Below are 23,566 nucleotides of genomic sequence, written 5' to 3'. Positions count from 1 at the left end.
ATGGCGCTGATCGACGAGGCAAGCGCGGTGACGCGCCGCATGGGACGGGCGGTGCCGGCAGGGTCACGCCTCGTGGTCTGGGGGCTCCTTCTTTTCCTGGCGTGGCAGGTGGCCATGCCGATCGCGGGCGTCTTCGTGGCCAGCCTCAAGGACCTGCGCCCGCTCGACGACGGGTTCCTGACCTCGCCCCTGGTCCTGGGGAACTTCGGCGAGATCATCGCGTCGGGCGGGCTCTGGCGGGTGACCAGCACGACCTTCGTCTTCGCCTTCCTGTCCTCCACCATCGCGCTGGTGGTGGGCAGCCTCCTCGCGTTCGTCACGGTGCGCAGCGATCTGCCCTTCGGCTGGCTGGTGGCGACGCTGGTGCTGCTGCAACTGACGATCCCCGAACTGCTCGTCGCGATCAGCTGGACCTTTCTTCTCGGGCCGGACCTCGGGCTCTTCAACCAGGGTTGGGCGGCGCTTACGGGGGCGGAGGCGCCGCTCTTCGACGTCTATTCTCTGGGCGGCATGGTGCTGGTCGAGAGCATGATCCTCGTGCCGTTGATCTATCTCTTTGCCGTACCGGCCTTCTCGGCGCTCGACGGCTCCCTCGAGGATGCGGCGGCCATGTCGGGGGCGGGGCACTGGCGGTCCATGAAGTCCATCTCGGTCCCGCTCATCGCGCCGGCACTGGTGGCGACATGGATCATCGCCTTCATGCGTGCCTGGGAGGCGTTCGAGGTGCCATGGGTCCTCGGTCTCCGGGAGCGGATCATGACCTATGCCACGCGAATCTACTGGGACACGGTGACGCCGCCCAGCGACACCGGCATCATCTCGGCCTACGCGGTGCCGATGATCCTGCTCGCCGGGCTGATGGTCTGGGCGCACCGGCGCGTGTCGTCCCGCAGCGCGCGCTATGCGGTCATCTCGGGCAAGCCCGCGCCGCTCCGCAGGCTGCGGCTGACGGGTGTCGCGCGGGTGGCGGTGGCGGCGGTCACGCTCCTCGTGGTGACCTTCGGCATCCTGCTGCCGTTCCTGATGCTGGTCTGGCTCTCGCTCGTCCCCTTCTATCGCCCGCCGTCGCTGGAGGCGCTGTCGGCCGTCAGCCTCGGGTCCTGGGAACGGGTCTTCGTGGCCGAGGGTCTCGGCAAGGCCGTGATGTCGAGTTTCGTCATCGGCCTCGGTGCCTCGGCCGCGCTCGTGGCCCTGTCCGTGCTCGTCGGCTGGGTCTCGATCGTGAGCGGGGCCAGGGGGTCGGGCATCGCGCGAACGCTCTGCTTCCTGCCCGTCGCCCTGCCCAACATCGTGGTCGGCCTCGCGTTTCTCTGGATCTACATGCTGATCGGGGTCCAGACCTCGCAAAGCTACGTCGTGCTGGTGCTTGCCTATGTGACCCTGTTCCTGCCGGTGGTGAGCCAGAATGTCCTGACGCAGTTCGGGCAGATCAACGGCGAACTCTTCGAGGCGCCGCGGCTGTGCGGTGCGCGGGAGATCCGGATCATGGTTCAGATCGCCCTGCCGCTGCTGGCGCCGGCGGTCTTCGCCAGCGTGCTCTACATCCTGATCTGGTCGTTCAAGGAGCTGCCCGCATCGCTTCTGCTCTCGGGGTCCTCGACCCGGCCCATGGCGGTCTTCATGTTCGACCTCAGCCGCAACGGAAGCGTCAGCGTGCTCGCAGCCATCGCGCTGATCACGGTGCTGATCCTGTCGGTGCTGATCGTGCTGTTCCGGCTATTGGCGCGGCGGATCGGTCTGCGGGGGTTCTGAAGGGCGGTCAGTTCCGCTCCGGCGCGATCACGACCTCCGTGCCCCAGTTCCGGCAGGAGTCGCTCAGCGACGGCGGCGGCGGCCTGTCGGTGTAGAAGGTGTCGATCTGCGACAGGGAGCCGATGCGCGCGGGGGCCCGGCGCTGGAACTTGGACTGGTCCGCGACCAGAAAGCTCCTGCGCGACTGTTTGAGAATGGTCTGGCTCACCCCGACTTCCTGGATGTCGTAATCGAGCATGTCGCCGTCCGGATCGAGGGCGGAGCAGCTGATCACGGCGAGGTCGAACTTGAACTGCTGGATCGCCTGCGTCGTGACGGCGCCGACGAGCCCCCCGTCCGACCGCCGCAGCAGCCCGCCCACGACGATGATCTCGCAGGCGGGATTTTCCACGAGGATGTTGGCGACGTTCATGTTGTTGGTCAGCACCATGATCTCCCGGTGCTGCATGAGGGCATGGGCGACGGCCTCGGTCGTCGTCCCGATGTTGAGGAAAAGCGAGCAGCCGTTCGGGATGTCGCGGGCGCAGCGGGCGGCGATCGCGGCCTTCGCCTCGTCGTTCAGGCCACGGCGATCCTCGTATCCGATGTTCGTGATCGTCGAGTGCAGCACCGCGCCGCCGTGCACGCGCTCGAGCTTGCCCTGGGCGGCGAGCTCCGCGAGGTCCCGGCGGATGGTCTGGAGTGTAACGTCGAAATGGGCGGCGAGGCCCTCCACCGACACCCGTCCGTCGCGGCGGGCGATGGTGAGAATCTCGGGCAGACGCATGCTCTGGGACACGGGCGAGCCTCCGCGGATGTCCGTGATGTTCGTTTGAAGGGTATCAGCCGCAGCGGCGAACAGGCAAGGCGGAACAAAGGGCCAACAAAGCGCTTTGAAATCTTCCTTTTACCAAAAAACGAAAAAATTCTTGAAAACAATCCGTCAGACTTGCGCGCTGGTGTTCGTTTCGGCAGGATACCGCACATCGGAAGTCGACCACACGCTTGGGGAGGGCGTCGCTGGTGCCGCAGCATGATCCGCTTCACGCCGACCGTGAGCCCTGTGACCTCTTCGTCATCGGGGGCGGGATCAACGGGTGCGGTATCGCCCGCGATGCCGCGGGACGTGGTCTGACCGTGGTGCTGGCGGAGAAGGGCGACCTTGCCGGCGCGACCTCTTCGGCCTCGACCAAGCTCTTTCACGGCGGCCTGCGGTATCTCGAGTATTTCGAGTTCCGCCTGGTGCGCGAGGCGCTGATCGAGCGCGAGACGCTGCTGCGCGCCATGCCGCACATCAGCTGGCCCATGCGCTTCGTGCTGCCCTATCACAGGGACATGCGCTTCGAGAGCGAGACGCCGACCTCGAAGCTCCTGTCGTTCTTCATGCCGTGGATGAAGGGGCGCCGGCCGGCCTGGCTTATCCGTCTGGGGCTCTTTCTCTACGACCACCTCGGCGGGCGGAAGATCCTGCCCGCGACATCGACGGTGTCGCTGAAGGGGACGCCCGAGGGCGCGCCGCTGCAGGAGCGGTTCGAGAAGGCCTATGAGTATTCCGATTGCTGGGTCGAGGACAGCCGCCTCGTGGCGCTGAACGCCCGGGATGCCGAGGCGCGGGGCGCCACGATCCTGACCGGGAGCAAGGTCGTCTCCGCCGAGGTCCGGGAGGGGCAGTGGTCGGTCACGATCGACCGCGACGGCGAAAGGAAGACGATCGGCGCGAAAATGCTCGTCAATGCGGCGGGTCCCTGGGTCGGGGACGTGATCCACGGCAAGCTCCGGCTCAACAGTCGCGAGAACGTCCGGCTCGTGCGGGGCAGCCATATCGTGACCCGCAAGCTCTACGATCACGACAAGTGCTATTTCTTCCAGGGCACCGACGGGCGGATCATCTTCGCGATCCCCTACGAGCAGGATTTCACGCTGATCGGCACCACCGACGCGGAACACGACGATCCGTCGAAGCCGCCGGTCTGCACCGATGCGGAGCGGGATTACCTCTGCGCCTTTGCCAGCGACTATTTCCGTCGCCCGGTGACGCCCGAGGACGTGGTCTGGAGCTATTCCGGCGTGCGGCCGCTCTATGACGACGGGGCCAGTTCGGCGACGGCCGCGACGCGCGACTACACGCTGAAGGTGGACCGTTCCGCGGGCGCGGCGGTGCTGAACGTGTTCGGCGGCAAGATCACCACCTACCGCCGGCTCGCCGAGTCGGCGCTGGAGGAGATCGCGGGCGTTCTGCCTGTGGCGAAGAAGGCCTGGACCGCCGGCGTGCCGTTGCCGGGGGGGGATTTCCCCCACGACGGGGCAGAGGCGCTGGCACGCGACCTGATGCGGGATCACCCCTTCCTCACGGAGTTCTGGGCAAGGCGGTTGATCCGCGCCTACGGTACGGAGGCGCGCGAGGTTCTGGGAGGGGCGGCGGAGGCCGCCGACCTCGGGCGCGATTTCGGAGCGACACTGACGGAAGCCGAGGTTGTCTGGCTGATGCAGAGGGAATGGGCCCGCACGGCGGAGGACGTCCTGTGGCGCCGCAGCAAGCTGGGACTGCGGATGGGCGACGCCGAGGCGCGGGCGCTCGACGACTGGATGAAGACATACGGAATCGACGCCGCACGCGCGGCGGAGTAGGGGCCGAACTGGGGAGGACGGGACATGTCGCTGGTGCTGGACGGTGTCTCAAAGGTCTATGACGGAAAGACCCACATCTATCCGACGGACCTGACGCTGGAGCGGGGCACGATGAACGTGCTTCTGGGTCCCACGCTGTCGGGCAAGACGACGCTGATGCGGCTGATGGCCGGTCTCGACGCGCCCGCGACGGGGCGCATCCTGTGGGAGGACAAGGACGTCACCGGGATGCGGGTGCAGGACCGCAAGGTGGCGATGGTCTACCAGCAGTTCATCAACTACCCCTCGATGACGGTCTACGACAACATCGCCTCGCCGCTGCGCCTGATGGGCGTGTCGAAGGCGGAGATCGACACCCGGGTCCGGGAGGCCGCCGAGCTGATGAAGCTGGTGCCGTTCCTCGACCGCAGACCGCTGGAGCTGTCGGGCGGGCAGCAGCAGCGCTGCGCGCTGGCGCGGGCGCTGGTCAAGGGTGCGGGGCTGGTGCTGCTCGACGAGCCGCTGGCGAACCTCGACTACAAGCTGCGCGAGGAGCTGCGGGCCGAGATCCCGCGCATCTTCGAGGAATCGGGCGCCATCTTCGTCTATGCCACGACCGAGCCCGAGGAGGCGCTGCTGCTGGGCGGCAACGTGGCGACCATGTGGGAAGGCCGGGTGACCCAGTTCGGCCCGACGCCGCAGGTCTACCGTCAGCCGGGGGATGCGGTCACGGCCCGGGTCTTCTCCGATCCGCCGATGAACTTCACCCGCATCGTGAAGGCGGGAGACCGGATCAGCTTCGGCGAGGGGCAGACGGCGCCCGCCGCAGGTGCGCTCGCCGATCTGGCGGACGGGACCTACCAGGCCGGGTTCCGGCCCGATCACCTGCACCTCGCGGCGCAGGGCGGCGACGGGCTGCATTTCCAGTGCCGGCTCAAGGTGACGGAGATCACCGGCTCGGAGACCTTCCTGCATCTGGAGCATGCGGGCGACCATTGGGTCGGGCTGGTGCACGGGGTCCACGAGCTGGAGTTCGGCGCGCCGATCGAGGTCTGGCTCGATGCCGCCCATGTCTACGTCTTCGCCGAGGCCGGCGATCTCGTCGCCCCCGCGTCCTACGCGACCGCGGCCTGAGGAGGAACGATGGCACAGATCACGCTGGACAACCTCGCGCATTCCTACCTGCGGGACCCGAAGGCCGATGACGATTTCGCGCTGAAGCAGCTCGACCATGTCTGGAAGGACGGCGAGGCCTATGCGCTCCTCGGGGCGTCGGGCTGCGGCAAGTCCACCCTGCTGAACATCATCTCGGGGCTGCTGGTGCCCTCGCGGGGGCGGGTGCTGTTCGACGACAGGGACGTGACCCGCCAGGACACCGTGCAGCGCAACATCGCGCAGGTGTTCCAGTTCCCGGTCGTCTACGACACGATGACCGTGGGCGATAACCTGGCCTTTCCGCTGCGCAACCGGGGCATGGACCCGGCCTTCATCGCGACCCAGGTGCAGAAGATCGCGCGCATGATCGGGATGGAGGACGTCCTGCACCGCAAGGCGCGCGGGCTGACGGCGGATGCCAAGCAGAAGATAAGCCTCGGGCGCGGCATGGTGCGGGAGGACGTGAACGCGATCCTCTTCGACGAGCCGCTGACGGTCATCGACCCGCACATGAAATGGGAGCTCCGCACGCAGCTCAAGGCGCTGCACAACGAGTTCGGTCACACGATGATCTATGTGACCCACGACCAGACCGAGGCGCTGACCTTTGCCGACAAGGTGGTGGTCATGCACGATGGGCGCGTGGTGCAGCTCGGCACGCCCGAGGAGCTGTTCGAGACCCCGGAGCATACCTTCGTGGGCTATTTCATCGGCTCGCCCGGGATGAACCTGATCGAGGCGGAGGTGTCGGGCAGCACCGCGCGCTGCGCCGGTCACGAGGTGCCGCTGGGCGGCGCCTACAAGACGCTTCAGGGCCGCGTGCAGATCGGCATCCGCCCGGAGTTCGTGACGCTGGCCGAGGGCGGCGACGGCCTGCCGGTCACGATCCGCCGGGTCGAGGACGTGGGCCGCCATCAGATCCTCCGCGCGGAGTTCGCGGGCACGCCGGTCACGGCCATCCTGCCCGAGAGCATGCCGGTGCCCGCGGGCGCCGACCGTCTCAGGTTCGATCCCGACCGGATCAACGTCTATGTCGACGACTGGCGCGTGACGCCGCTGCATCCGGTCGCCGACCTTCGGAAGGAAGCCGTCTGATGGACAAGGTGCAGAACAACCGCGCGTGGTTCCTCGTGCTGCCGGTGCTGGTGCTGGTGGCCTTCTCGGCGGTGATCCCGCTGATGACGGTGGTGAACTACTCGCTCCAGGACACGTTCGGGAACAACGTCTTCTTCTGGGAGGGGCTGGGCTGGTTCGAGGACGTGCTCACCTCCTCGCGCGTCCACGCGGCCTTCGGGCGGCAGCTCGCCTTCTCGGCGATCATCCTCGCGATCCAGATCCCCCTCGGCATCGCGATCGCGCTCTGCATGCCCAAGCGCGGGGTCTGGGCCTCGGTCTGTCTGGTGCTGATGGCGCTGCCGCTGCTGATCCCGTGGAACGTGGTCGGCACGATCTGGCAGATCCTCGGCCGTACCGACATCGGCCTTCTGGGCTACGCGCTCGAAGGTCTCGGGATCACCTGGAACTACGCCCGCAACCCGGTCCATGCCTGGATCACGGTCGTGGTGATGGATGTCTGGCACTGGACCTCGCTCGTGGCGCTCCTGGCCTATGCCGGGCTCCAGTCGATCCCGCAGGCCTATTACCAGGCCGCCAAGATCGACCAGGCCAGCCGCTGGAAGGTGTTCCGCTACATCGAGCTGCCGAAGATGCAGGGCGTGCTGCTGATCGCGATCCTGCTGCGGTTCATGGACAGCTTCATGATCTACACCGAGCCCTTCGTGGTCACAGGGGGCGGTCCGGGGAGCTCCACCAGCTTCCTGTCGATCGACCTCGTGAAGACGGCGCTGGGGCAGTTCGACCTCGGACCCGCGGCGGCCTTCTCGATCATGTATTTCCTCGTGATCCTGCTAGTGAGCTGGGTGTTCTACACGGTGATGACCAATCTCGACAAGGCGGAGGGCAGGTGATGGCCGCGACGACCGAAACCGATACCCCCGCCGTCGCGACGCGCGGCATGTCCCTGCCGCGCATCCAGACCCGGCATGTGGTGATGGTGCTCTACCTCGTCTTCATGCTCCTGCCGATCTACTGGCTGGTGAAGATGAGCTTCCAGACGAACCGGGAGATCCTGGGCGGCTTCACGCTCTGGCCGCAGAACCCGACGCTGAACAACTACCGGGTGATCCTGACCGATCCCTCCTGGTACATGGGCTACGTCAACTCGATCATCTACGTCGTGATGAACACGGTGCTGTCGCTGGCCGTGGCGCTGCCCGCCGCCTATGCCTTCAGCCGGTACAAGTTCATCGGGGACAAGCACCTCTTCTTCTGGCTGCTGACCAACCGGATGGCGCCGCCGGCTGTCTTTGCGCTGCCGTTCTTCCAGCTCTATTCGTCGGTCGGGCTCTTCGACACGCATATCGCGGTGGCGCTGGCGCATACGCTCTTCAACGTGCCGCTGGCAGTGTGGATCCTCGAGGGCTTCATGCGCGGCGTGCCCAAGGAGATCGACGAGACGGCCTATATCGACGGCTATTCATTCCCGCGCTTCTTCGTGAAGATCTTCATGCCGCTGATCGCATCGGGCATCGGCGTGGCGGCCTTCTTCTGCTTCATGTTCTCGTGGGTGGAGCTTCTGCTGTCGCGCACCCTGACGGCGGTGAACGCGCAGCCCATCGCCTCGATCATGACGCGAACCGTGTCCGCGTCGGGACTCGACTGGGGCGTGCTCTGCGCGGCGGGGGTGCTCACGATCATCCCCGGCGCGCTCGTGATCTACTTCGTCCGCAACTACATCGCCAAGGGCTTTGCCCTGGGCCGCGTCTGACAGGAGGGCAGAGACCATGAATCTGCAGTGGATGGCATGGACGTTGCCGACGGCGATCTTCTTCGGGGTGATCGCGAGCCTACTCGTGCTCTTCACCATCCTCGCGATCCGGTATCCCGAGACGCCCCGCACGGGCATCCTGCGGATTGAGACGACGCGGGGCGACCGGCTCTTCATCACGCTTCTGGGGTCGGCCTTCATCAACGCGGGATGGCTGGCCCTGACCGGCCTGCCGCAATGGTGGGCGCTGGGAATTTGCGCGGTCTATGCCGCAGCGGTCTTCCGCTGGGTGTGACGGCGCAAAGACGCGCGTGACCGCCCCGGGGAGGCTTCCGGGGCGGGTCGGGCGCGGAACGAAAACCGAGGTTCAATCCAGGGAGGATCAACATGAACCGAATGACAAGACCATCCACCGCGCTCGCCATGGCGCTGACGGTGATGGGGGCGAGCCCCGCCTTCGCCGACATGGACGCCGCGCGCGCGTTCCTCGACGAGCATATCGGTGAGCTGTCGGCCCTGACCCGCGAGGAGCAGGAAGCCGAGATGCAGTGGTTCATCGACGCGGCGGCGCCCCATGCCGGCATGTCGATCAACGTCGTCTCGGAGACGATCACCACCCACGAGTGGGAGAGCAACGTGCTCGCCCCCGCCTTCAGCGCGATCACCGGGATCAACGTGACCCACACGCTGATCGGCGAGGGCGACGTGGTCGAGCGGCTGCAGACGCAGTTCCAGACCGGCGAGAATGTCTTTGACATGTACATCAACGACGCCGACCTGATCGGGACGCACTGGCGCTACGGCCAGACCCGCAACCTGACCGAGTGGATGGAAGGCGACGGCGCCGACTTCACCAACCCCAACCTGAACCTCGACGATTACATCGGTCTTGCCTCGGCCACGGGGCCCGACGGGCTCCTGTACCAGCTTCCGGTGCAGCAGTTCGCGAACCTCTACTGGTTCCGCTACGACTGGTTCAACGATCCCGAGATCCAGGCCGCTTTCGAGGAGGAATACGGCTATCCGCTTGGCGTGCCGGTGAACTGGTCGGCCTACGAGGATATCGCGGCCTTCTTCACCGGGCGCGAGATCGACGGCGAGACGGTCTACGGTCACATGGACTACGGCCGCCGCGACCCGTCGCTCGGCTGGCGCTTCACCGATGCGTGGCTGTCGATGGCTGGCGCCTCCGATCTTGGCCTGCCTAACGGCGTTCCGGTCGACGAATGGGGCATCCGCGTCAACGACAACTTCCAGCCGGTCGGGTCCTGCATGGACCGCGGCGGCGCCACCAACAGCCCGGCGGCGGTCTACTCGATCGAGAAATACGTCGACTGGCTGAACAACTACGCCCCGCCGGAAGCGGCTGGCATGAACTTCTCGGAATCGGGGCCGGTGCCGGCGCAGGGCAACATCGCCCAGCAGATCTTCTGGTACACCGCCTTTACCGCCGACATGGTCGCGGACGGCCTGCCGGTGGTGAACGAGGACGGCACGCCCAAGTGGCGCATGGCCCCCTCGCCGCACGGCGTCTACTGGCAGGACGGGATGAAGGTCGGCTACCAGGACGTGGGCTCCGCCACGATCCTCGAATCCACCCCGGTGGACCGTGCCCAGGCCGCATGGCTCTACGCCCAGTTCATCAGCTCGATGACCGTGGATGTGGCCAAGTCGCACTACGGACTGACGTTCATCCGGGATTCCACGATCAACCACGAGAGCTTCACCGAGCGCGCGCCGCGTCTCGGCGGGCTCGTGGAGTTCTACCGCTCGCCCGAGCGGGATCTGTGGACCGATACCGGGTTCAACGTGCCCGACTACCCGCGACTCGCGCAGCTGTGGTGGCAGTACATCGGGGACGCGTCCTCGGGTGCCAGCACGGCGCAGGAGGCGCTGGACGGTCTCTGCGCCGAGCAGGAAGCCGTGATGGAGCGCCTCGAGCGCGCCGGCATCCAGGGCGAGTTCGGCCCGGCCCTCAACGAGGAGCAGGACCCGGAGTACTGGCTGAGCCAGCCCGGCGCCCCCTGGCCGGCGCTGGAGGACGAGCGCGGCGAGCCCATGACCGTGGCCTATGACGAGCTGATCCGCCGCTGGACGGAATGAGCTGACCCGACCGGGGCCGCTGCGCGCGGCCCCGGGCTCTACGGGCGGAGCCGCGCGGACCGGCTCCGCCCGTTTTGACGACTGCCCCCCGGATGGGGCAGACCCGTCAGGCAAGGACTAATCGGACCGGACTGGAGGAGAAGGGTCATGGGGTACATTCTGGCGCTCGATCAGGGCACGACCTCGAGCCGCGGCATCGTTTTCGACGGGTCCATGCGGATCGTCGCGGTCGCGCAGGAGGAATTCCCGCAGCACTATCCCGCTTCCGGCTGGGTGGAGCACGATCCCTCCGACCTCTGGGCCACCACGGCGGCCACCGCCCGCTCGGCCATCGAGAAGGCCGGCCTCCACGCCTCGGACATCGCCGCCATCGGCATCACCAACCAGCGCGAGACGGCGTTGGTCTGGGACCGCAAGACCGGAAAGCCGATCCATAACGCCATCGTCTGGCAGGACCGCCGCACCGCCGGGTTCTGCGCGCAGCTGCGCGAGGACGGCCAGGAGGCGATGATCACCGAGCGGACGGGCCTTCTGGCCGATCCCTATTTTTCATCGACCAAGGTCAAGTGGCTGCTGGACAATGTCGAGGGCGCCCGCGAGCGTGCGCGGCGCGGGGAACTGGCCTTCGGCACGGTCGACAGCTGGCTGATCTGGAATCTGACGGGCGGGCGTGCCCATGTGACGGATGCCACCAATGCCGCCCGGACGATGCTCTACGACATCCACAAGGGCCGCTGGAGCCGCACGATCTGCGATCTCTTCGACATCCCCGTGGAGATGCTGCCCGAGGTGCGCGACTGCGCCGCCGAGTTCGGCATGACGCGCGCCGATCTCTTCGGGCGGGAAATCCCGATCCTCGGCGTGGCGGGCGACCAGCAGGCGGCCACGCTCGGGCAGGCCTGTTTCGAGCCCGGCATGGTCAAGTCCACCTACGGCACGGGCTGTTTCGCGGTGCTGAACACGGGCGACGCGCCCGTGGCCTCGACGAACAAGCTTCTGACGACCATCGCCTACCAGCTCGGCGGGCGGCCGACCTATGCGCTCGAAGGCTCGATCTTCATCGCGGGCGCCGTGGTGCAGTGGCTGCGCGACGGGCTCAAGGTGATCCGCGCCGCGCCCGAGACGCAGGGGCTGGCCGAGAGCGCCGATCCCGCGCAGGACCTGGTGCTGGTGCCCGCCTTCGTGGGCCTCGGTGCGCCCTACTGGAAGCCCGAGGCGCGAGGAGCGGTCTTCGGCATGACGCGCAATTCGGGGCCTGCCGAATTCGCGCGGGCGGCGCTCGAGTCGGTGGGCTACCAGACGCGCGATCTCCTGGAGGCGATGCAGGCCGACTGGGCGCGGGAGGGGGCGCAGCCCTCGCTGCGCGTGGATGGCGGGATGGCCGCGAACGACTATGCCATGCAGTTCCTGTCGGACATCATCGGTGCGCCGGTGGACCGGCCCGAGGTGCTGGAGACCACCGCGCTGGGTGCGGCATGGCTGGCGGGCACCCAGGCCGGTGTCTGGCCCGGCCGGGACGAGTTCGCCAAGACCTGGGCGATGGAGCGGCAGTTCACGCCCGGGATGGACGAGGGCGCGCGGGACGCGCGCTACGGGCGCTGGAAGCGGGCCGTGACGGCGGTGCTGGGCGTATGACGATAGCGCCCTTCGGCTTCGCCACCGCGGGCGCGATCCGGTTCGGGCGCGGCACGGTGGCGGAGGCCGCCCCTTTTGCGCTGGCGCGGGCGGAGCGGGTTCTCGTGGTGCGCAGCGCCTCGGTGGCGGCTGCGGACACCCTTGTTCGGTCGCTGGGGCAGGGAGCCGAGGTGCTGGAGATCGTGGCGCGGGGCGAGCCCGATCTGCCGGGTTTGACGAGGGATTGCGACGCTGCGCGACCCTTCGCGCCGGAGCTTGTCGTCGCCATCGGCGGCGGCGCGGTGATCGACCACGGCAAGGCGCTGGCGGCGCTCCTTCCCGCGCCCCATGGCGCGCTGCGCCATCTCGAGGTGGTGGGCGAGGGCAAGCCGCTCGACGCGCCGCCGCTGCCGGTCGTGGCCCTCCCGACCACCGCCGGAACAGGGTCCGAGGTCACGCGCAACGCGGTGATCCAGGTCCCCGAGGCCGCGCGCAAGGTCAGCCTGCGGGATCCGCGCCTGTACCCGGCGCTGGCGATCGTCGATCCGGACCTTCTTGCCTCCTGTCCCCGCCCGGTGCTGCTGGCCTCGGGCCTCGATGCGGTCACGCAGGTGATCGAGCCCTTCGTCTGCACCCGCGCCAATCCGGTGACCGATGCGTTGTGTCGGGAGGCGATCCCCCGGGTCCTTTCGGCGCTGAAGCGGCTGATGGCGGGCGAGGGCGGGGAGGAGGACATGGCGCTGACCAGCCTCGTCGGGGGCATCGCCCTTGCCAATGCGGGGCTTGGCGCGGTGCACGGCTTCGCCGGGGTGATCGGCGGCCTGACCGGGGCCGCCCATGGCGCGATCTGCGGCACGCTCCTGCCGGCGGTGCTGCGGGTGAACCGGGAGAGGGTGCGGCCCGGATCGCCCGCGCGCGCGCGGCTCGACTGGGTGATCGGCCAGATCGCGGAGGTCCATGGCGATCTCGGCGGCTTCGAGGCCTGGGCGCGCGATCTGGGGCTGAGACGCCTGTCGGATCTGGGGCTGCGCGCGGAGGATCATGCCCGCGTGGCGGCAGATGCCCGGGGCTCCTCGTCCTATGCCGCCAATCCGGCGGAGCTGCACGACGAGGACCTGAGGGAGATCCTCGCCCGGTCGTGAGGCCCGTGCCCGGAGAGGGTCAGCCGGGCTTGTAGTCCCGGTTGGCCTCGGGATCGTCGAGGGCGGGGCGGAAGGCCGCGAGGTCGTCCCAGAAGGCCTGGGGTATGGGGGTCTCCGCCCAGGCGAGGGACTGATGCACGCGTTCGGGTTTCGTGACGCCGACGATGGTCGCGGTCACGCGCGGATCGCGCAGGGAGAACTGCAGCGCCGCCGCCCCGGGCGCCACGCCGTGGCGGGCGCAGATCCTCTCGATCTCGCGGACGGGGGCCAGCGTCCGGTCGTCCGCTTCCTGATAGGTCACGCGGGGCATCTCGGCGCTGCCCTTGGCGAGCACGCCGCCCGCATAGGGCGCGGCGTTGAAGACCGCGATCCCGCGGGCCTGGGCGGCGTCAAGGAGAGCATCCGCAGAGCGGTTCAGGAGCGTCCAGCGGTTGTGGCTGATGAGCGCGTCGAACGGCCAGTCCGGAAGGAGCTGCCCCATCAGGTCGAGCCGCCCCATGGCGAGGCCGACCGCCCCGGCGAGGCCCTCTTCCTTCAGCCGGAAGAGCGTATCGAGCGCGCCGCCCTTGCCGGTGATCTCCGACAGGTCGCGGCCATATTCGGGATCGTGCAGATGCAGGAGTGGCACCCGGTCGAGCCCGAGACGCGCAAGACTTTCCTTAAAGGAGCGCAGGGCGCGGTCGCCGTCGAAGCGGCCGGTCTCCATGTCCCGGTCGAGCTTCGTCGAGAGCACGAAGCCCTCGGGCAGCCCGCCGCGCTCGCGGAGGGCGGCGCCGATCCGCTCCTCGCTGCGGCCGAAGCCATAGGCGTTCGACGTGTCGAGCAGGGTTGCCGGACCGTCGAAGATCGCGGCGAGGGTCTCGGCGGCGCGGGTCTCGTCCACGGCATAGCCGTAGGTGTCGGGCATGCTGCCGAGGCCCGACGCGCCGAAGCCGAGCGGCGTGACCGTGATCCCGGTGCCTCCGATCTGCCGTTTCTCCATGGGTTTGCCCTCCCTCTGCCGGTCATGGGTGGCAGTCTTGGGCCAGGCCCGGTGCGGCGGCAAGGCGGGTGTGACCCTGGTCCCGGTCGGAGGCGGATCGGTCAGGGTCGCAAGTCGTCGGGAAGGCGTCTCGCCGGGCCGTCGGGGCGGCCCGGCGATGCGCGGCGGCCTGCGGCCTTGATTCCGCGCAGGTGCGGTGAACGGGCGGCGGGCTGGCCGGTCGCCATTGGAGCGCGATTGGTCCGGGCGACACTGGCGACGCGAGGCACGTGAGCCGGGCTTTGGCGGCGCCACCAGCGCCATGGGCCCGGCTTGCCCCGCGGCCCATCCCCCGCGCCGGGGTCGCGCGGGGGGCATGAACGCCGCTCATGTTCATCTGCAGGATTATGAACTTTTCGCCGGGTTTCGTCCTGCTATGGTGCCGCTTCACCCCGACAAGGCCGGCCGATGCATCCCTTCTCCCTTCCGTTCTCCCCCGCAACCGAAGAGCTGCGCGCCCTCGTGAAGGAGCGTATCCTGATCCTCGACGGGGCGATGGGCACGCAGATCCAGTCGCTGGGCCTCTCGGAGGAGGACTATACCGGCAAGGGTTCGGGCCACGTCTGCCGCCATCATTCGGACCACCCGCAGAAGGGCAACAACGACCTTCTGATCCTGACCCAGCCAAAGGCGCTGGAGGAGATCCATTTCGCCTATGCCATGGCGGGGGCGGATATCGTCGAGACCAACACGTTTTCCTCCACCACCATCGCCCAGGCCGACTACGGGATGGAGGAGGCCGTGCACGACCTCAACGCCGAGGGGGCGCGGGTCGTGCGCCGCGCGCTCGACCGCGCCACCGCCGAGGACGGCAGGCCCCGGTTCGTGGCCGGGGCCATCGGGCCGACCAACCGCACCGCGTCACTGTCGCCGGATGTGAACGATCCGGGCTTCCGCGCCGTGACCTTCGACGATCTGCGCGTCGCCTACGGCCAGCAGGTGCGCGGGCTGATCGCCGGGGGCGCGGACCTGATCCTGATCGAGACAATCTTCGACACGCTGAACGCCAAAGCCGCGATCTTTGCCTGTTTCGAGGCCTTCGCAGAGGCCGGGCAGCGGCTTCCGCTGATGATCTCCGGCACGATCACCGATGCCTCGGGGCGCACGCTGTCGGGGCAGACGCCCACGGCCTTCTGGCATTCGGTCGCCCATGCGCGGCCCTTCACCGTGGGGCTGAACTGCGCGCTGGGGGCGAGCGCCATGCGTCCGCATCTCGCGGAACTGGCGGGTGTCGCGCCCGTGGCGATCTGCGCCTATCCGAACGCGGGCCTGCCCAATGCCTTTGGCGAATACGACGAGGGCCCCGAGGACACCGCGCGGCAGGTGGCCGAGTTCGCCCGCGAGGGGCTGGTCAACGTCGTCGGCGGCTGCTGCGGCACGACGCCCGACCATATCCGCGCCATCGCCGAGGCGGTGGCGGGCTTCGCGCCGAGGAGATTCGCATGACACGCTACCTGCGCCTTTCGGGGCTCGAGCCCTTTGTCCTGACGCCTGACATCCCCTTCGTGAACATCGGGGAGCGCACGAACGTGACCGGCTCGGCGCGTTTCCGCAAGCTGATCGTGAACCGCGACTACGCGGCGGCGCTCGAGGTCGCGCGCGACCAGGTGGAGAACGGCGCGCAGATCATCGACGTGAACATGGACGAGGGCCTGATCGATTCGAAGGCCGCGATGGTGGAGTTCCTGAACCTGCTCGCGGCCGAGCCCGACATCGCCCGGGTGCCGATCATGATCGATTCCTCGAAATGGGAGGTGATCGAGGCCGGTCTGAAATGCGTCCAGGGCAAGGCGGTCGTCAATTCCATCAGCCTCAAGGAGGGCGAGGAGGCGTTTCGCCACCAGGCGGGCCTCTGCCTCGCCTATGGCGCGGCGGTCGTGGTCATGGCCTTCGACGAGGCGGGGCAGGCGGACACCTTCGAGCGCAAGACCGAGATCTGCGCCCGCGCCTATCGCATCATGACCGAGGACGTGGGGTTCCCGCCCGAGGACATCATCTTCGATCCCAACATCTTTGCCGTCGCGACGGGGATCGAGGAGCACAACAACTACGGCGTCGACTTCATCGAGGCCACGCGCTGGATCCGGCAGAACCTGGCCCATGCCCATGTCTCGGGCGGCGTGTCGAACCTGTCGTTCAGCTTCCGTGGCAACGACACCGTGCGCGAGGCGATGCATGCGGTGTTCCTCTATTATGCCATCAAGGCGGGCATGGACATGGGCATCGTCAACGCGGGCCAGCTTGCGGTCTACGACCAGATCGACGCGGAGCTGCGCGAGGCCTGCGAGGACGTGGTCCTCAACCGCCGCAACGACGCGACGGACCGGCTTCTGGAGATCGCCGAGCGGTTCAAGGGCGGCGCGCGGGAGGAGAAGGTCCGCGATCTCGCCTGGCGCGACTGGCCGGTGGAGAAGCGGCTGGAACACGCGCTGGTCAACGGCATCACCGAATTCATCGAAGCGGATACCGAGGCCGCCCGGCAGACCGCCGACCGCCCGCTCGACGTGATCGAGGGTCCGCTGATGGCGGGGATGAACGTCGTGGGCGATCTCTTCGGCGCGGGCAAGATGTTCCTGCCCCAGGTGGTGAAGTCGGCCCGGGTCATGAAGCAGGCGGTCGCGGTGTTGCTGCCCTACATGGAAGAGGAGAAGCGCCTTTCGGGCGGCACCGGGCGGCAGTCGGCCGGCAAGGTGCTGATGGCGACGGTCAAGGGCGACGTCCACGACATCGGCAAGAACATCGTCGGCGTCGTTCTGGCCTGCAACAACTACGACATCGTCGACCTGGGGGTCATGGTCCCGCCGCAGAAGATCCTTGAGGTCGCGCGGGAGGAGAAGGTCGACGCCATAGGGCTCTCGGGCCTCATCACGCCGAGCCTCGACGAAATGGTGCATATGGCCTCGGAGATGGAGCGCGAAGGCTTCTCGATCCCGCTGCTGATCGGGGGGGCCACCACCTCGAAGGTGCATACCGCCGTGAAGATCGCGCCCTGTTATTCGGGTCCCGCCGTCCATGTGCTCGACGCGAGCCGGGCCGTGGGGGTTGTGGGTAACCTCCTGTCGGCAAAACAGCGCGACGGGTTCGTCGCGGATCTCCGCAACGAGTATGCCGGGGTTGCCGACCGCCACGAACGGGCCGAGCGCGCCAAGGAACGGCTGCCGCTGGCGCAGGCGCGGGCCAATGCGCTGAAGATCGACTGGACAGGCTACAGCGTGCCGGCGCCGGAGTTCCTCGGTCCGAAGGTCATCGACGACTGGGATCTCGCCGAGATCGCCCGCTACATCGACTGGACTCCCTTCTTCCAGACCTGGGAGATGAAGGGGGTCTATCCCGCGATCCTCGACGACGGGAAACAGGGCGCGGCGGCGCGCGCGCTGTTTGACGATGCGCAGGCCATGCTGAAGCGGATCATCGACGAGCGCTGGTTCGGGCCCAGGGCGGTCGTGGGCTTCTGGCCCGCCAATGCCTCGGGCGACGATATCCGGCTCTTCGCCAGCGAGGACCGGCGGACGGTTCGGGCGACGCTCCACACCCTGCGCCAGCAACATGCGAAACGGCAGGGGCGGCCCAACCTGGCGCTGGCCGATTTCGTCGCGCCCGAGGGGGTCGCCGACTACATCGGCGGTTTCGTCGTGACGGCGGGGCCGGAGGAGACCGAGATTGCCGACCGCTTCGACCGGGCGAACGACAATTACTCGGCGATTCTCGTGAAGGCTCTGGCCGACCGCTATGCCGAGGCCATGGCCGAGATGCTGCACCAGCGCGTGCGCCGACATCTCTGGGGCTATGCCCCCGACGAGGCATTCGAACCCGCCGAACTGATCGGAGAGCCCTACCGCGGCATCCGGCCCGCGCCGGGCTATCCGGCCCAGCCCGACCATACCGAGAAGAGGACGCTGTTCCGGTTGCTCGATGCCGAGACGGCAACGGGCGTGACCCTGACGGAGAGCATGGCGATGTGGCCCGGATCCTCGGTCTCGGGCCTCTATATCGGTCACCCCGGCGCCTATTACTTCGGCGTGGCCAAGGTCGAGCGCGACCAGGTGGCCGACTATGCCGCGCGCAAGGGCATGCCGCTCGAGGACGCCGAGCGCTGGCTCGCACCGATCCTGAACTACAACCCGCGAACCGCCGCCAGGGTCGCGGCGGAATAGCGCCAGGGCCGGTTCGATGGCGGTGCCGCGAGCCGGCGGCGGGGCCGGGCCGTCACATACAGGACCCGCTTCCCGGCAAGGCGAACGTTGCGACGGCCCAGGACGCTTGTGCCGCATGTGGCGACTGGGTAACAGAGTTCGAGGCTCGGCATTACGGGCGGGCGGAAGCGGCACGAGGGCGCGCAGGGATCCTTCACGAAAGGCTAGGGAATGTCCGAACACGATCTGTCCGGCACCGACGCTGACGAGACTGGCGCAGACGGCCAGGGCTACATTGCGAACGAGCTTGCCAAGGCAATGCGCAAGGCATTCAAGCACGTCAGCCAGGACGAAGAGGGCAATATCCCGGCGGAGATCCGGTTGATGATTTCGGACAAGGCATTCATGAAGCGCGTGGCATTGAAGACGATCTCCAAGCTCGAGAAACAGAGCGACCGAGTGACCGTCTCTCTCAGGTGATTGGGCGGGACATGAAGCGGACGCCGCTGATCATTCACGCGGGCACGCCGAAGACCGGGACGACAGCGGCGCAGAACGCGTTGTTCTTCGAAACGAGGGCCCTCGAGAGCTTGCACCTCAGCTATCCGGGGGGAGCCAGCGTCTTCACGAATCCGGACCGGTTGACGGGGAACGGGGCCGCCACAGCGCGGGCCCTGTCGTCCGAGGCCGGCGACCGCATCCATCCGAAAGAGGGCATTTTCCGCCTGCGGCACAGAAGGCTGCTGGAAGAGATCGCCAGTCTGCCGCCGGAGCAGGGCGTGGTCCTGTCTTCCGAGTTCTTCTCGGGTTTCGGCACCAGGAGCTGGCAGCGTCTCTTCGCGGAGTTTCCCCCAGATCGTTACGATGTCTCGGTCATCTTCTATGTCCGTAACCAGGTAGACCAGGTTCAGTCCGCGCTTGGACAAAGCGTCAAGCGCGGTCAGCGGGTCAATCCGGATAGCTTCTTCGTGCGGGCGACCGAAGGGAAACGATTTCTCGATTACGACTGGCTTTTGACCACGTTGAAGGGGCACCCCTTCAAGACGGTCGTGTTTCGCGCCTACGATCGGACCGCGCTTGTCGGAGGCGATATAGGTTGCGATCTGTTCGCGACCCTGGCGTCGTTGGTCGGCGCGGAGCAGAAAACCCCTGTCGAACCGGGAACGTCCGACAGAAACCCGTCTCTCTCGGCGCGCAGCATACGGATGAAGAACTTTCTGAACCGGACCAAGCCGACCGTGGCAGAGAACGACCTTCTTCTGGCGACGCTGAAAGCGATCGATTTCGGGGATCGAAGCAGGCCGGCCTCCTACCTGTCGACCGCCCAGATTGCCCAGATCACGCCGCGGTTCGAGAAGGGCAATGAAAATCTCGTCAAGATGTTCGGCGAGTCATTTGAAGTCATTCGGCACAGCAGGACCAAGGATCTGCCGTTCCTCGATATCAGCGGGCGTCCGCCACCCGAAGAGATCGAGGTGGCAATGACGGCTCTCTCGGCTGCCGCTGTGGAAAATCGCAATTTGAGCCCGTTGGTCCAGCGTGCCGAGCGGCTCGTGAGAAAAGTCAGCAGGGCTGCAGTCTAGTCCCTTGACCACGGATCGTCGGATACTGTCCGCGCCGACTTCGGAGTCAACTTCAATGCGCCCCGGCGCGCCACGCACCGCCGAACAAGGAGACCGAGAACTTGCCCAGGCCCTTCGTAGTGATCTTCACGGCGCGGAGCGGGTCGACTGCGCTCTATGGAAATCTCAAGTCTCATCCGCAGGTCTTCATGCGAGCGGAGGTCTTCGGGAACAAGTTCCTGCCCGGCGAAATGGAGCAGACCGACGATAACAGGATCAAGTTCCTGCGCCGTTACTGGGGTCACTTCAAGAACGGTGGGCAGCCGCCCGACGGACTGTCACGCGGCTTCAAGTTTCAGGTCACCCGGACGGGCGAGCAGTTCACTGCCCCGATGCGATTCGCCAAGGTCGCCAATGAATACCGGCCTGCAGTCATCTGCCTGCGGCGTCAGAACAGATTGAAACAGGCTCTCTCGGCCTTGAATGCGCGGCGGCTTCGTGAGTACTCGGCCATGATGAAACCGGGCAGTAGCTCCGCGCATGTGACGGCGGAAGACGCGGGGATTTTGAAGGCGTTCAGAGAGGAAAGCTTCAAGGTCAACATCGAAGAACTGCGCCAGCTGATGAAGGGCATAGACCGCAACTACAGCTATCTGGACAAGATCGCCGAGAGGTTCGAAGGCCGGCTCGACATCACCTACGAGGATTATGCCTCGGACCGGGATTCTGTCGTCGGCCGCGTCATGGAACACATCGGGGTCGATGCGTCAGCCTGGGAAGCGGGCGATACCTACCTGAAGATCACGAGCGACGATCTGTCGAGCGTCATCGAGAATTACGATGACGTCGTCCATTTCGCGAACGAAAACGGCATTTCTCACATGCTTTGAACGCCGGCATCCATGGCGCTCAGCCGGTTGTCGTCCAAGGAAGAGAAAAACGATGAAGTCTCCTCACATCATCCGAAGCGTCACGAAGGCAATAAGCACGTTTCTTGGCGATCAGGATCAGGTGGCTTCGCTCATAGCACCGTCGCTTGACCGCAGGACCCTTCAGGCGCAGTCCGGCATGACCCTGCCTGAGAAGCTCACTGCTCTGGAGCTGGCGGAAACGTACATGAGCACCCCCGAGCTCCAGACATGCAGCCCCAATCCCGTCTTCAGCGAGCTCGGCTATCGGGCCCGGAACACGGATGTCAGGGAAGCCATCGAGGCAGGAGATCTCGTCTCGGGTTTTGTCCACTTTCTGCTTTACGGGTGTCAGGAAGGACGGCTGCCAAACACCGACCTGGCGGTCTGCTATCAATCACCAGCTGCCCGGTTGCATATTCATGGTAGGGAAGGACGGTATTTCGCAAGATTTATCGAGTACTTCCCCCAGTTCAGCGTCGATGAACTCGCCAGGCGCTATATCGTCCTTGATGGTGTGGAGGAGGAACAGGCCGAGAATTTCTACAAGATGGTTTCTCTGGTCTTCGACCATGATTTCTACCTGGAGCAGAGGCCGGAGTTGCGAGAGTCGAGGCGCTCCGAAGCCCTGGTCGATTACTTCAACCACGGAATGAGAAACGGTCTTTCACCGGTTCGGGATTTTGACGAGGCCTTCTATCTCGCGTTCTATGACGACGTTCGGAACGCTGTCAGGAACGGCGACCTGCTGTGCGGTTTTCATCATTACTACATTACCGGTCAATCGGAAGGCCGTCTGGGACGCCACAAGCTCCGATCAGCGATAGAGGTTCGCGTCCCGAACCTCACCGCTCCCGATCTGGTACGTCGGGTGGACGAGCTCGAGAGCAAGATCAGGGGGGCGAGGATAGTCGAACGCAGCGGCAACGACCGTGTCATTCACGTCGTCTTGCCCGACCTCAATCCCGATATCGAGTTCGCCGGCTACAAGAGCCTGATTGAACTCGTCAAGGAGCTCGGGCGACGGGGCAAGGCGATAAATATCGTCAAGGGAAACAGCGCCTACGATGGCCTGGATTACTTCCTCTACCACAACAGAGACGACCCCGAGACGACCGCAATTTTCAGGAAGATCACCAGCCAGAGCGTGAATTCTGCGGTTCACGTCGGCCGAAACGACCGGGTCATGGCCTATAGCACCTGGGACACGTACATTGCGAAGAAAATCGCTTCGCAGACGACCGAGAAACGCTTCAGCTTTCTGATCCAGGAGTATGAACCGGTCTTCTATGAGTACAACTCGGTGAGATTTCTCTGCGATCAGAGTTATTCGTTTGATTACTTTCCGATCTTCAATTCTCAGCCTCTCGCAGATTTCTTCCGGGACAACAGAATCGGCGCCTTCTCGAGGATGGACGCGGGCGAGACGCCGGACTTCCACGTCTTCGATCATGTGGTTCCGAGGTTCGATCCGGTGACGATCGAGGCCCGGCAGAACGGGCTGTTCTTCATGTATGCGCGGCCCGAGTCACATGCAGGTAGAAATATCTTCGAGATCAATGTTCTGGCGCTTCGCCAGTTCCTGAGGGAACGGCAGCTCGAGAAGCCATGGAGTTTCTTGGGCCTGGGGTCTCTGTCGGAAGTGCAGTCGATCAGCCTCGGTCCCGATCACAGCTTGACTGTCCGGAATCGGTTGCCGTTCTCCGAGTATATGGAGACGGTCAGGAATGTCGATATAGGGCTGAGCCTGATGTATGCGCCGCATCCCAGCGTCGTACCCTATGAGCTTCTTTCGGCGGGCGCTCTCGTCATCACCAATACCTTCCATAATCGGAGTGCGGAGCGGCTGTCACGGGTATCGCCGAACCTCATTCCGGTGGATCTCCGTCTCGACGATATCGTCAGAGGTCTTCATTCGGCCTTCGACCGCGTGGAGGATCTGGAAGCACGTCGTGCCGGGGTCTTCGTTGCCGGATCGCACAGCTGGAGAGCGGTCTGCGCGGAGACGGCGGATCAGCTTGAAAGTCGGGATCTCGTGTGATGTTTGTATTCGCCCATATTCCCAAGACCGCTGGAACGGCGCTCGGACATGCCTTCGATTTCTCTTCGGCGCGGCGGGTTTTCTGGGATTATGACCCGGAGTATCGCTACGCAAGGGCTGTCCAGCCGGAGATTTCAGAGAATATCGGTTTCATCGGAAGCTATTACAGGGTCATTTTCGGCCACTTCTTCGTGACGAAGTACAGGACTCTGCTGCCCGATGCCGTTTACCTGACGTGCATTCGTCATCCTGTCGATCGCGTGGTCAGCCAGTATTATCATCTGGCGGCCGATGGGCGCTCCTGGCAGGGCAGGGCGATTCAGGAGGGGCGAATGGACGTCGTGGATTTCGCGCGAAGCGACAACATTGGGAACGCCCAGAAAGTGCATCTGGATGGCGTATCTATCAGGGATATGGATCATGTCTTTCTGACCGAGCGGCTGCACGAGTCCATGAAGGCGTTCACGGCCAAGTTCAGTTTCGATTTTTCGGTCAGGGCGCCACGCGTGAACACCAGAGCGAATCGGGAAGCCAGTCTGAGGGCCAACACGTCCTTCATTGACGTGACCGAAAGCCACCGAAAGAAGGTCTTCGGCCTTTGTGCGGAGGATGTCGACCTTTATCGGGAAGCGGTCGACCGGCACACCGCCGAGCGCCTCGCCTATTTCTAGGAGAGCGGCCGCGGTCCTCGGAGCGGCTCGAGAACGGATCGGTGCGGATCG

The 23,566-nt window shown here is 65.8% G+C and carries 19 protein-coding genes; 17 read left to right on the top strand and 2 right to left on the bottom strand.

What is annotated here, in order from left to right; translation table 11 throughout:
- Positions 1-1,752: an ABC transporter permease gene (locus EAT49_RS03725; RefSeq protein WP_123640960.1), complete on the top strand. Its 1,752-nt coding sequence runs from the start codon at positions 1-3 to the stop codon at positions 1,750-1,752.
- Between the two features lie 7 nt (positions 1,753-1,759).
- Here the strand turns inward: EAT49_RS03725 and EAT49_RS03720 are convergent, their stop codons facing one another.
- Entirely contained in the window at positions 1,760-2,530 is a 771-nt protein-coding gene (locus EAT49_RS03720) for a DeoR/GlpR family DNA-binding transcription regulator (protein WP_123640959.1), read from the bottom strand.
- A 224-nt stretch (positions 2,531-2,754) separates the two neighbouring features.
- On the opposite strand from EAT49_RS03720, the gene glpD reads away from it, so the two are divergent.
- From glpD to EAT49_RS03675, 9 genes are all read left to right on the top strand, one after another.
- Positions 2,755-4,359 (top strand): glycerol-3-phosphate dehydrogenase, encoded by a 1,605-nt coding sequence (gene glpD / locus EAT49_RS03715; RefSeq protein ID WP_123640958.1) that lies wholly within the window; start codon positions 2,755-2,757, stop codon positions 4,357-4,359.
- Between the two features lie 24 nt (positions 4,360-4,383).
- A complete protein-coding gene (locus tag EAT49_RS03710; protein WP_123640957.1) occupies positions 4,384-5,472 on the top strand; it encodes an ABC transporter ATP-binding protein in 1,089 nt (362 codons plus the stop codon).
- A 9-nt stretch (positions 5,473-5,481) separates the two neighbouring features.
- Positions 5,482-6,588 carry an ABC transporter ATP-binding protein gene (locus EAT49_RS03705; protein ID WP_123640956.1) on the top strand — a complete coding sequence of 369 codons (1,107 nt, stop codon included), beginning with the start codon at positions 5,482-5,484 and terminating at the stop codon, positions 6,586-6,588.
- Positions 6,588-7,460, top strand: coding sequence for a carbohydrate ABC transporter permease (locus tag EAT49_RS03700; RefSeq protein ID WP_123640955.1), 873 nt, complete (start codon positions 6,588-6,590; stop codon positions 7,458-7,460). The genes EAT49_RS03705 and EAT49_RS03700 overlap by 1 nt, the downstream gene beginning before the upstream one ends.
- 47 nt (positions 7,461-7,507) lie before the next feature.
- The gene (locus EAT49_RS03695) at positions 7,508-8,320 is read left to right on the top strand and encodes a carbohydrate ABC transporter permease (RefSeq protein ID WP_246003771.1); all 813 of its coding nucleotides are present in this window, start codon (positions 7,508-7,510) and stop codon (positions 8,318-8,320) included.
- A 22-nt stretch (positions 8,321-8,342) separates the two neighbouring features.
- Complete coding sequence (locus tag EAT49_RS03690) at positions 8,343-8,615, top strand: DUF2160 domain-containing protein (protein ID WP_123641346.1); 273 nt, start codon at positions 8,343-8,345, stop codon at positions 8,613-8,615.
- A gap of 92 nt (positions 8,616-8,707) precedes the next feature.
- Positions 8,708-10,423: an ABC transporter substrate-binding protein gene (locus EAT49_RS03685; RefSeq protein WP_123640953.1), complete on the top strand. Its 1,716-nt coding sequence runs from the start codon at positions 8,708-8,710 to the stop codon at positions 10,421-10,423.
- Positions 10,424-10,570: 147 nt separating this feature from the next.
- A complete protein-coding gene (gene glpK / locus EAT49_RS03680; protein ID WP_123640952.1) occupies positions 10,571-12,058 on the top strand; it encodes a glycerol kinase GlpK in 1,488 nt (495 codons plus the stop codon).
- A gap of 2 nt (positions 12,059-12,060) precedes the next feature.
- Positions 12,061-13,179: an iron-containing alcohol dehydrogenase gene (locus EAT49_RS03675; RefSeq protein ID WP_425459511.1), complete on the top strand. Its 1,119-nt coding sequence runs from the start codon at positions 12,061-12,063 to the stop codon at positions 13,177-13,179.
- Positions 13,180-13,198: 19 nt separating this feature from the next.
- Here the strand turns inward: EAT49_RS03675 and EAT49_RS03670 are convergent, their stop codons facing one another.
- The gene (locus tag EAT49_RS03670; RefSeq protein ID WP_123640950.1) at positions 13,199-14,161 is read right to left on the bottom strand and encodes an aldo/keto reductase; all 963 of its coding nucleotides are present in this window, start codon (positions 14,159-14,161) and stop codon (positions 13,199-13,201) included.
- Positions 14,162-14,608: 447 nt separating this feature from the next.
- On the opposite strand from EAT49_RS03670, the gene EAT49_RS03665 reads away from it, so the two are divergent.
- The 7 genes from EAT49_RS03665 to EAT49_RS03635 all read left to right on the top strand — a co-directional run bounded on the left by EAT49_RS03665 (position 14,609) and on the right by EAT49_RS03635 (position 23,515).
- Positions 14,609-15,646: a homocysteine S-methyltransferase family protein gene (locus tag EAT49_RS03665; RefSeq protein ID WP_123640949.1), complete on the top strand. Its 1,038-nt coding sequence runs from the start codon at positions 14,609-14,611 to the stop codon at positions 15,644-15,646.
- Positions 15,643-18,354, top strand: coding sequence for a methionine synthase (metH, locus tag EAT49_RS03660; RefSeq protein ID WP_123640948.1), 2,712 nt, complete (start codon positions 15,643-15,645; stop codon positions 18,352-18,354). Before EAT49_RS03665 ends, metH begins: the two co-directional genes overlap by 4 nt.
- Positions 18,355-18,564: 210 nt before the next feature.
- Entirely contained in the window at positions 18,565-18,813 is a 249-nt protein-coding gene (locus tag EAT49_RS03655) for a hypothetical protein (RefSeq protein WP_123640947.1), read from the top strand.
- Positions 18,814-18,824: 11 nt separating this feature from the next.
- Positions 18,825-19,916: a hypothetical protein gene (locus EAT49_RS03650; RefSeq protein ID WP_123640946.1), complete on the top strand. Its 1,092-nt coding sequence runs from the start codon at positions 18,825-18,827 to the stop codon at positions 19,914-19,916.
- Positions 19,917-20,017: 101 nt separating this feature from the next.
- On the top strand, positions 20,018-20,785 hold the full coding sequence (locus EAT49_RS03645) for a hypothetical protein (protein ID WP_123640945.1): 768 nt from the start codon (positions 20,018-20,020) through the stop codon (positions 20,783-20,785).
- Between the two features lie 52 nt (positions 20,786-20,837).
- Positions 20,838-22,844 (top strand): rhamnosyltransferase WsaF family glycosyltransferase, encoded by a 2,007-nt coding sequence (locus tag EAT49_RS03640; RefSeq protein ID WP_123640944.1) that lies wholly within the window; start codon positions 20,838-20,840, stop codon positions 22,842-22,844.
- On the top strand, positions 22,844-23,515 hold the full coding sequence (locus EAT49_RS03635) for a sulfotransferase family 2 domain-containing protein (protein WP_123640943.1): 672 nt from the start codon (positions 22,844-22,846) through the stop codon (positions 23,513-23,515). The genes EAT49_RS03640 and EAT49_RS03635 overlap by 1 nt, the downstream gene beginning before the upstream one ends.
- Positions 23,516-23,566 lie beyond the last annotated feature (51 nt).

Origin of the sequence: Histidinibacterium lentulum (assembly GCF_003789055.1) — a bacterium.
GTDB classification, from domain to species: Bacteria; Pseudomonadota; Alphaproteobacteria; order Rhodobacterales; family Rhodobacteraceae; genus Oceanicola; species Oceanicola lentulus.
The sequence above is the reverse complement of the archived record's forward strand: the minus strand, read 5'-3'. Positions and strand labels throughout refer to the sequence as shown.

What these genes read in the sequence shown, in the direction of transcription:
- EAT49_RS03725 (WP_123640960.1), top strand. Translation starts at nt 1, where the DNA reads ATGGCGCTGATCGACGAGGCAAGCGCGGTGACGCGCCGCATGGGACGG.
- EAT49_RS03710 (WP_123640957.1), top strand. Translation starts at nt 4,384, where the DNA reads ATGTCGCTGGTGCTGGACGGTGTCTCAAAGGTCTATGACGGAAAGACC.
- EAT49_RS03705 (WP_123640956.1), top strand. Translation starts at nt 5,482, where the DNA reads ATGGCACAGATCACGCTGGACAACCTCGCGCATTCCTACCTGCGGGAC.
- EAT49_RS03700 (WP_123640955.1), top strand. Translation starts at nt 6,588, where the DNA reads ATGGACAAGGTGCAGAACAACCGCGCGTGGTTCCTCGTGCTGCCGGTG.
- EAT49_RS03695 (WP_246003771.1), top strand. Translation starts at nt 7,508, where the DNA reads ATGTCCCTGCCGCGCATCCAGACCCGGCATGTGGTGATGGTGCTCTAC.
- EAT49_RS03685 (WP_123640953.1), top strand. Translation starts at nt 8,708, where the DNA reads ATGAACCGAATGACAAGACCATCCACCGCGCTCGCCATGGCGCTGACG.
- glpK (WP_123640952.1), top strand. Translation starts at nt 10,571, where the DNA reads ATGGGGTACATTCTGGCGCTCGATCAGGGCACGACCTCGAGCCGCGGC.
- EAT49_RS03670 (WP_123640950.1), bottom strand. Translation starts at nt 14,161, where the DNA reads ATGGAGAAACGGCAGATCGGAGGCACCGGGATCACGGTCACGCCGCTC.
- EAT49_RS03665 (WP_123640949.1), top strand. Translation starts at nt 14,609, where the DNA reads ATGCATCCCTTCTCCCTTCCGTTCTCCCCCGCAACCGAAGAGCTGCGC.
- metH (WP_123640948.1), top strand. Translation starts at nt 15,643, where the DNA reads ATGACACGCTACCTGCGCCTTTCGGGGCTCGAGCCCTTTGTCCTGACG.
- EAT49_RS03655 (WP_123640947.1), top strand. Translation starts at nt 18,565, where the DNA reads ATGTCCGAACACGATCTGTCCGGCACCGACGCTGACGAGACTGGCGCA.
- EAT49_RS03650 (WP_123640946.1), top strand. Translation starts at nt 18,825, where the DNA reads ATGAAGCGGACGCCGCTGATCATTCACGCGGGCACGCCGAAGACCGGG.
- EAT49_RS03640 (WP_123640944.1), top strand. Translation starts at nt 20,838, where the DNA reads ATGAAGTCTCCTCACATCATCCGAAGCGTCACGAAGGCAATAAGCACG.
- EAT49_RS03635 (WP_123640943.1), top strand. Translation starts at nt 22,844, where the DNA reads ATGTTTGTATTCGCCCATATTCCCAAGACCGCTGGAACGGCGCTCGGA.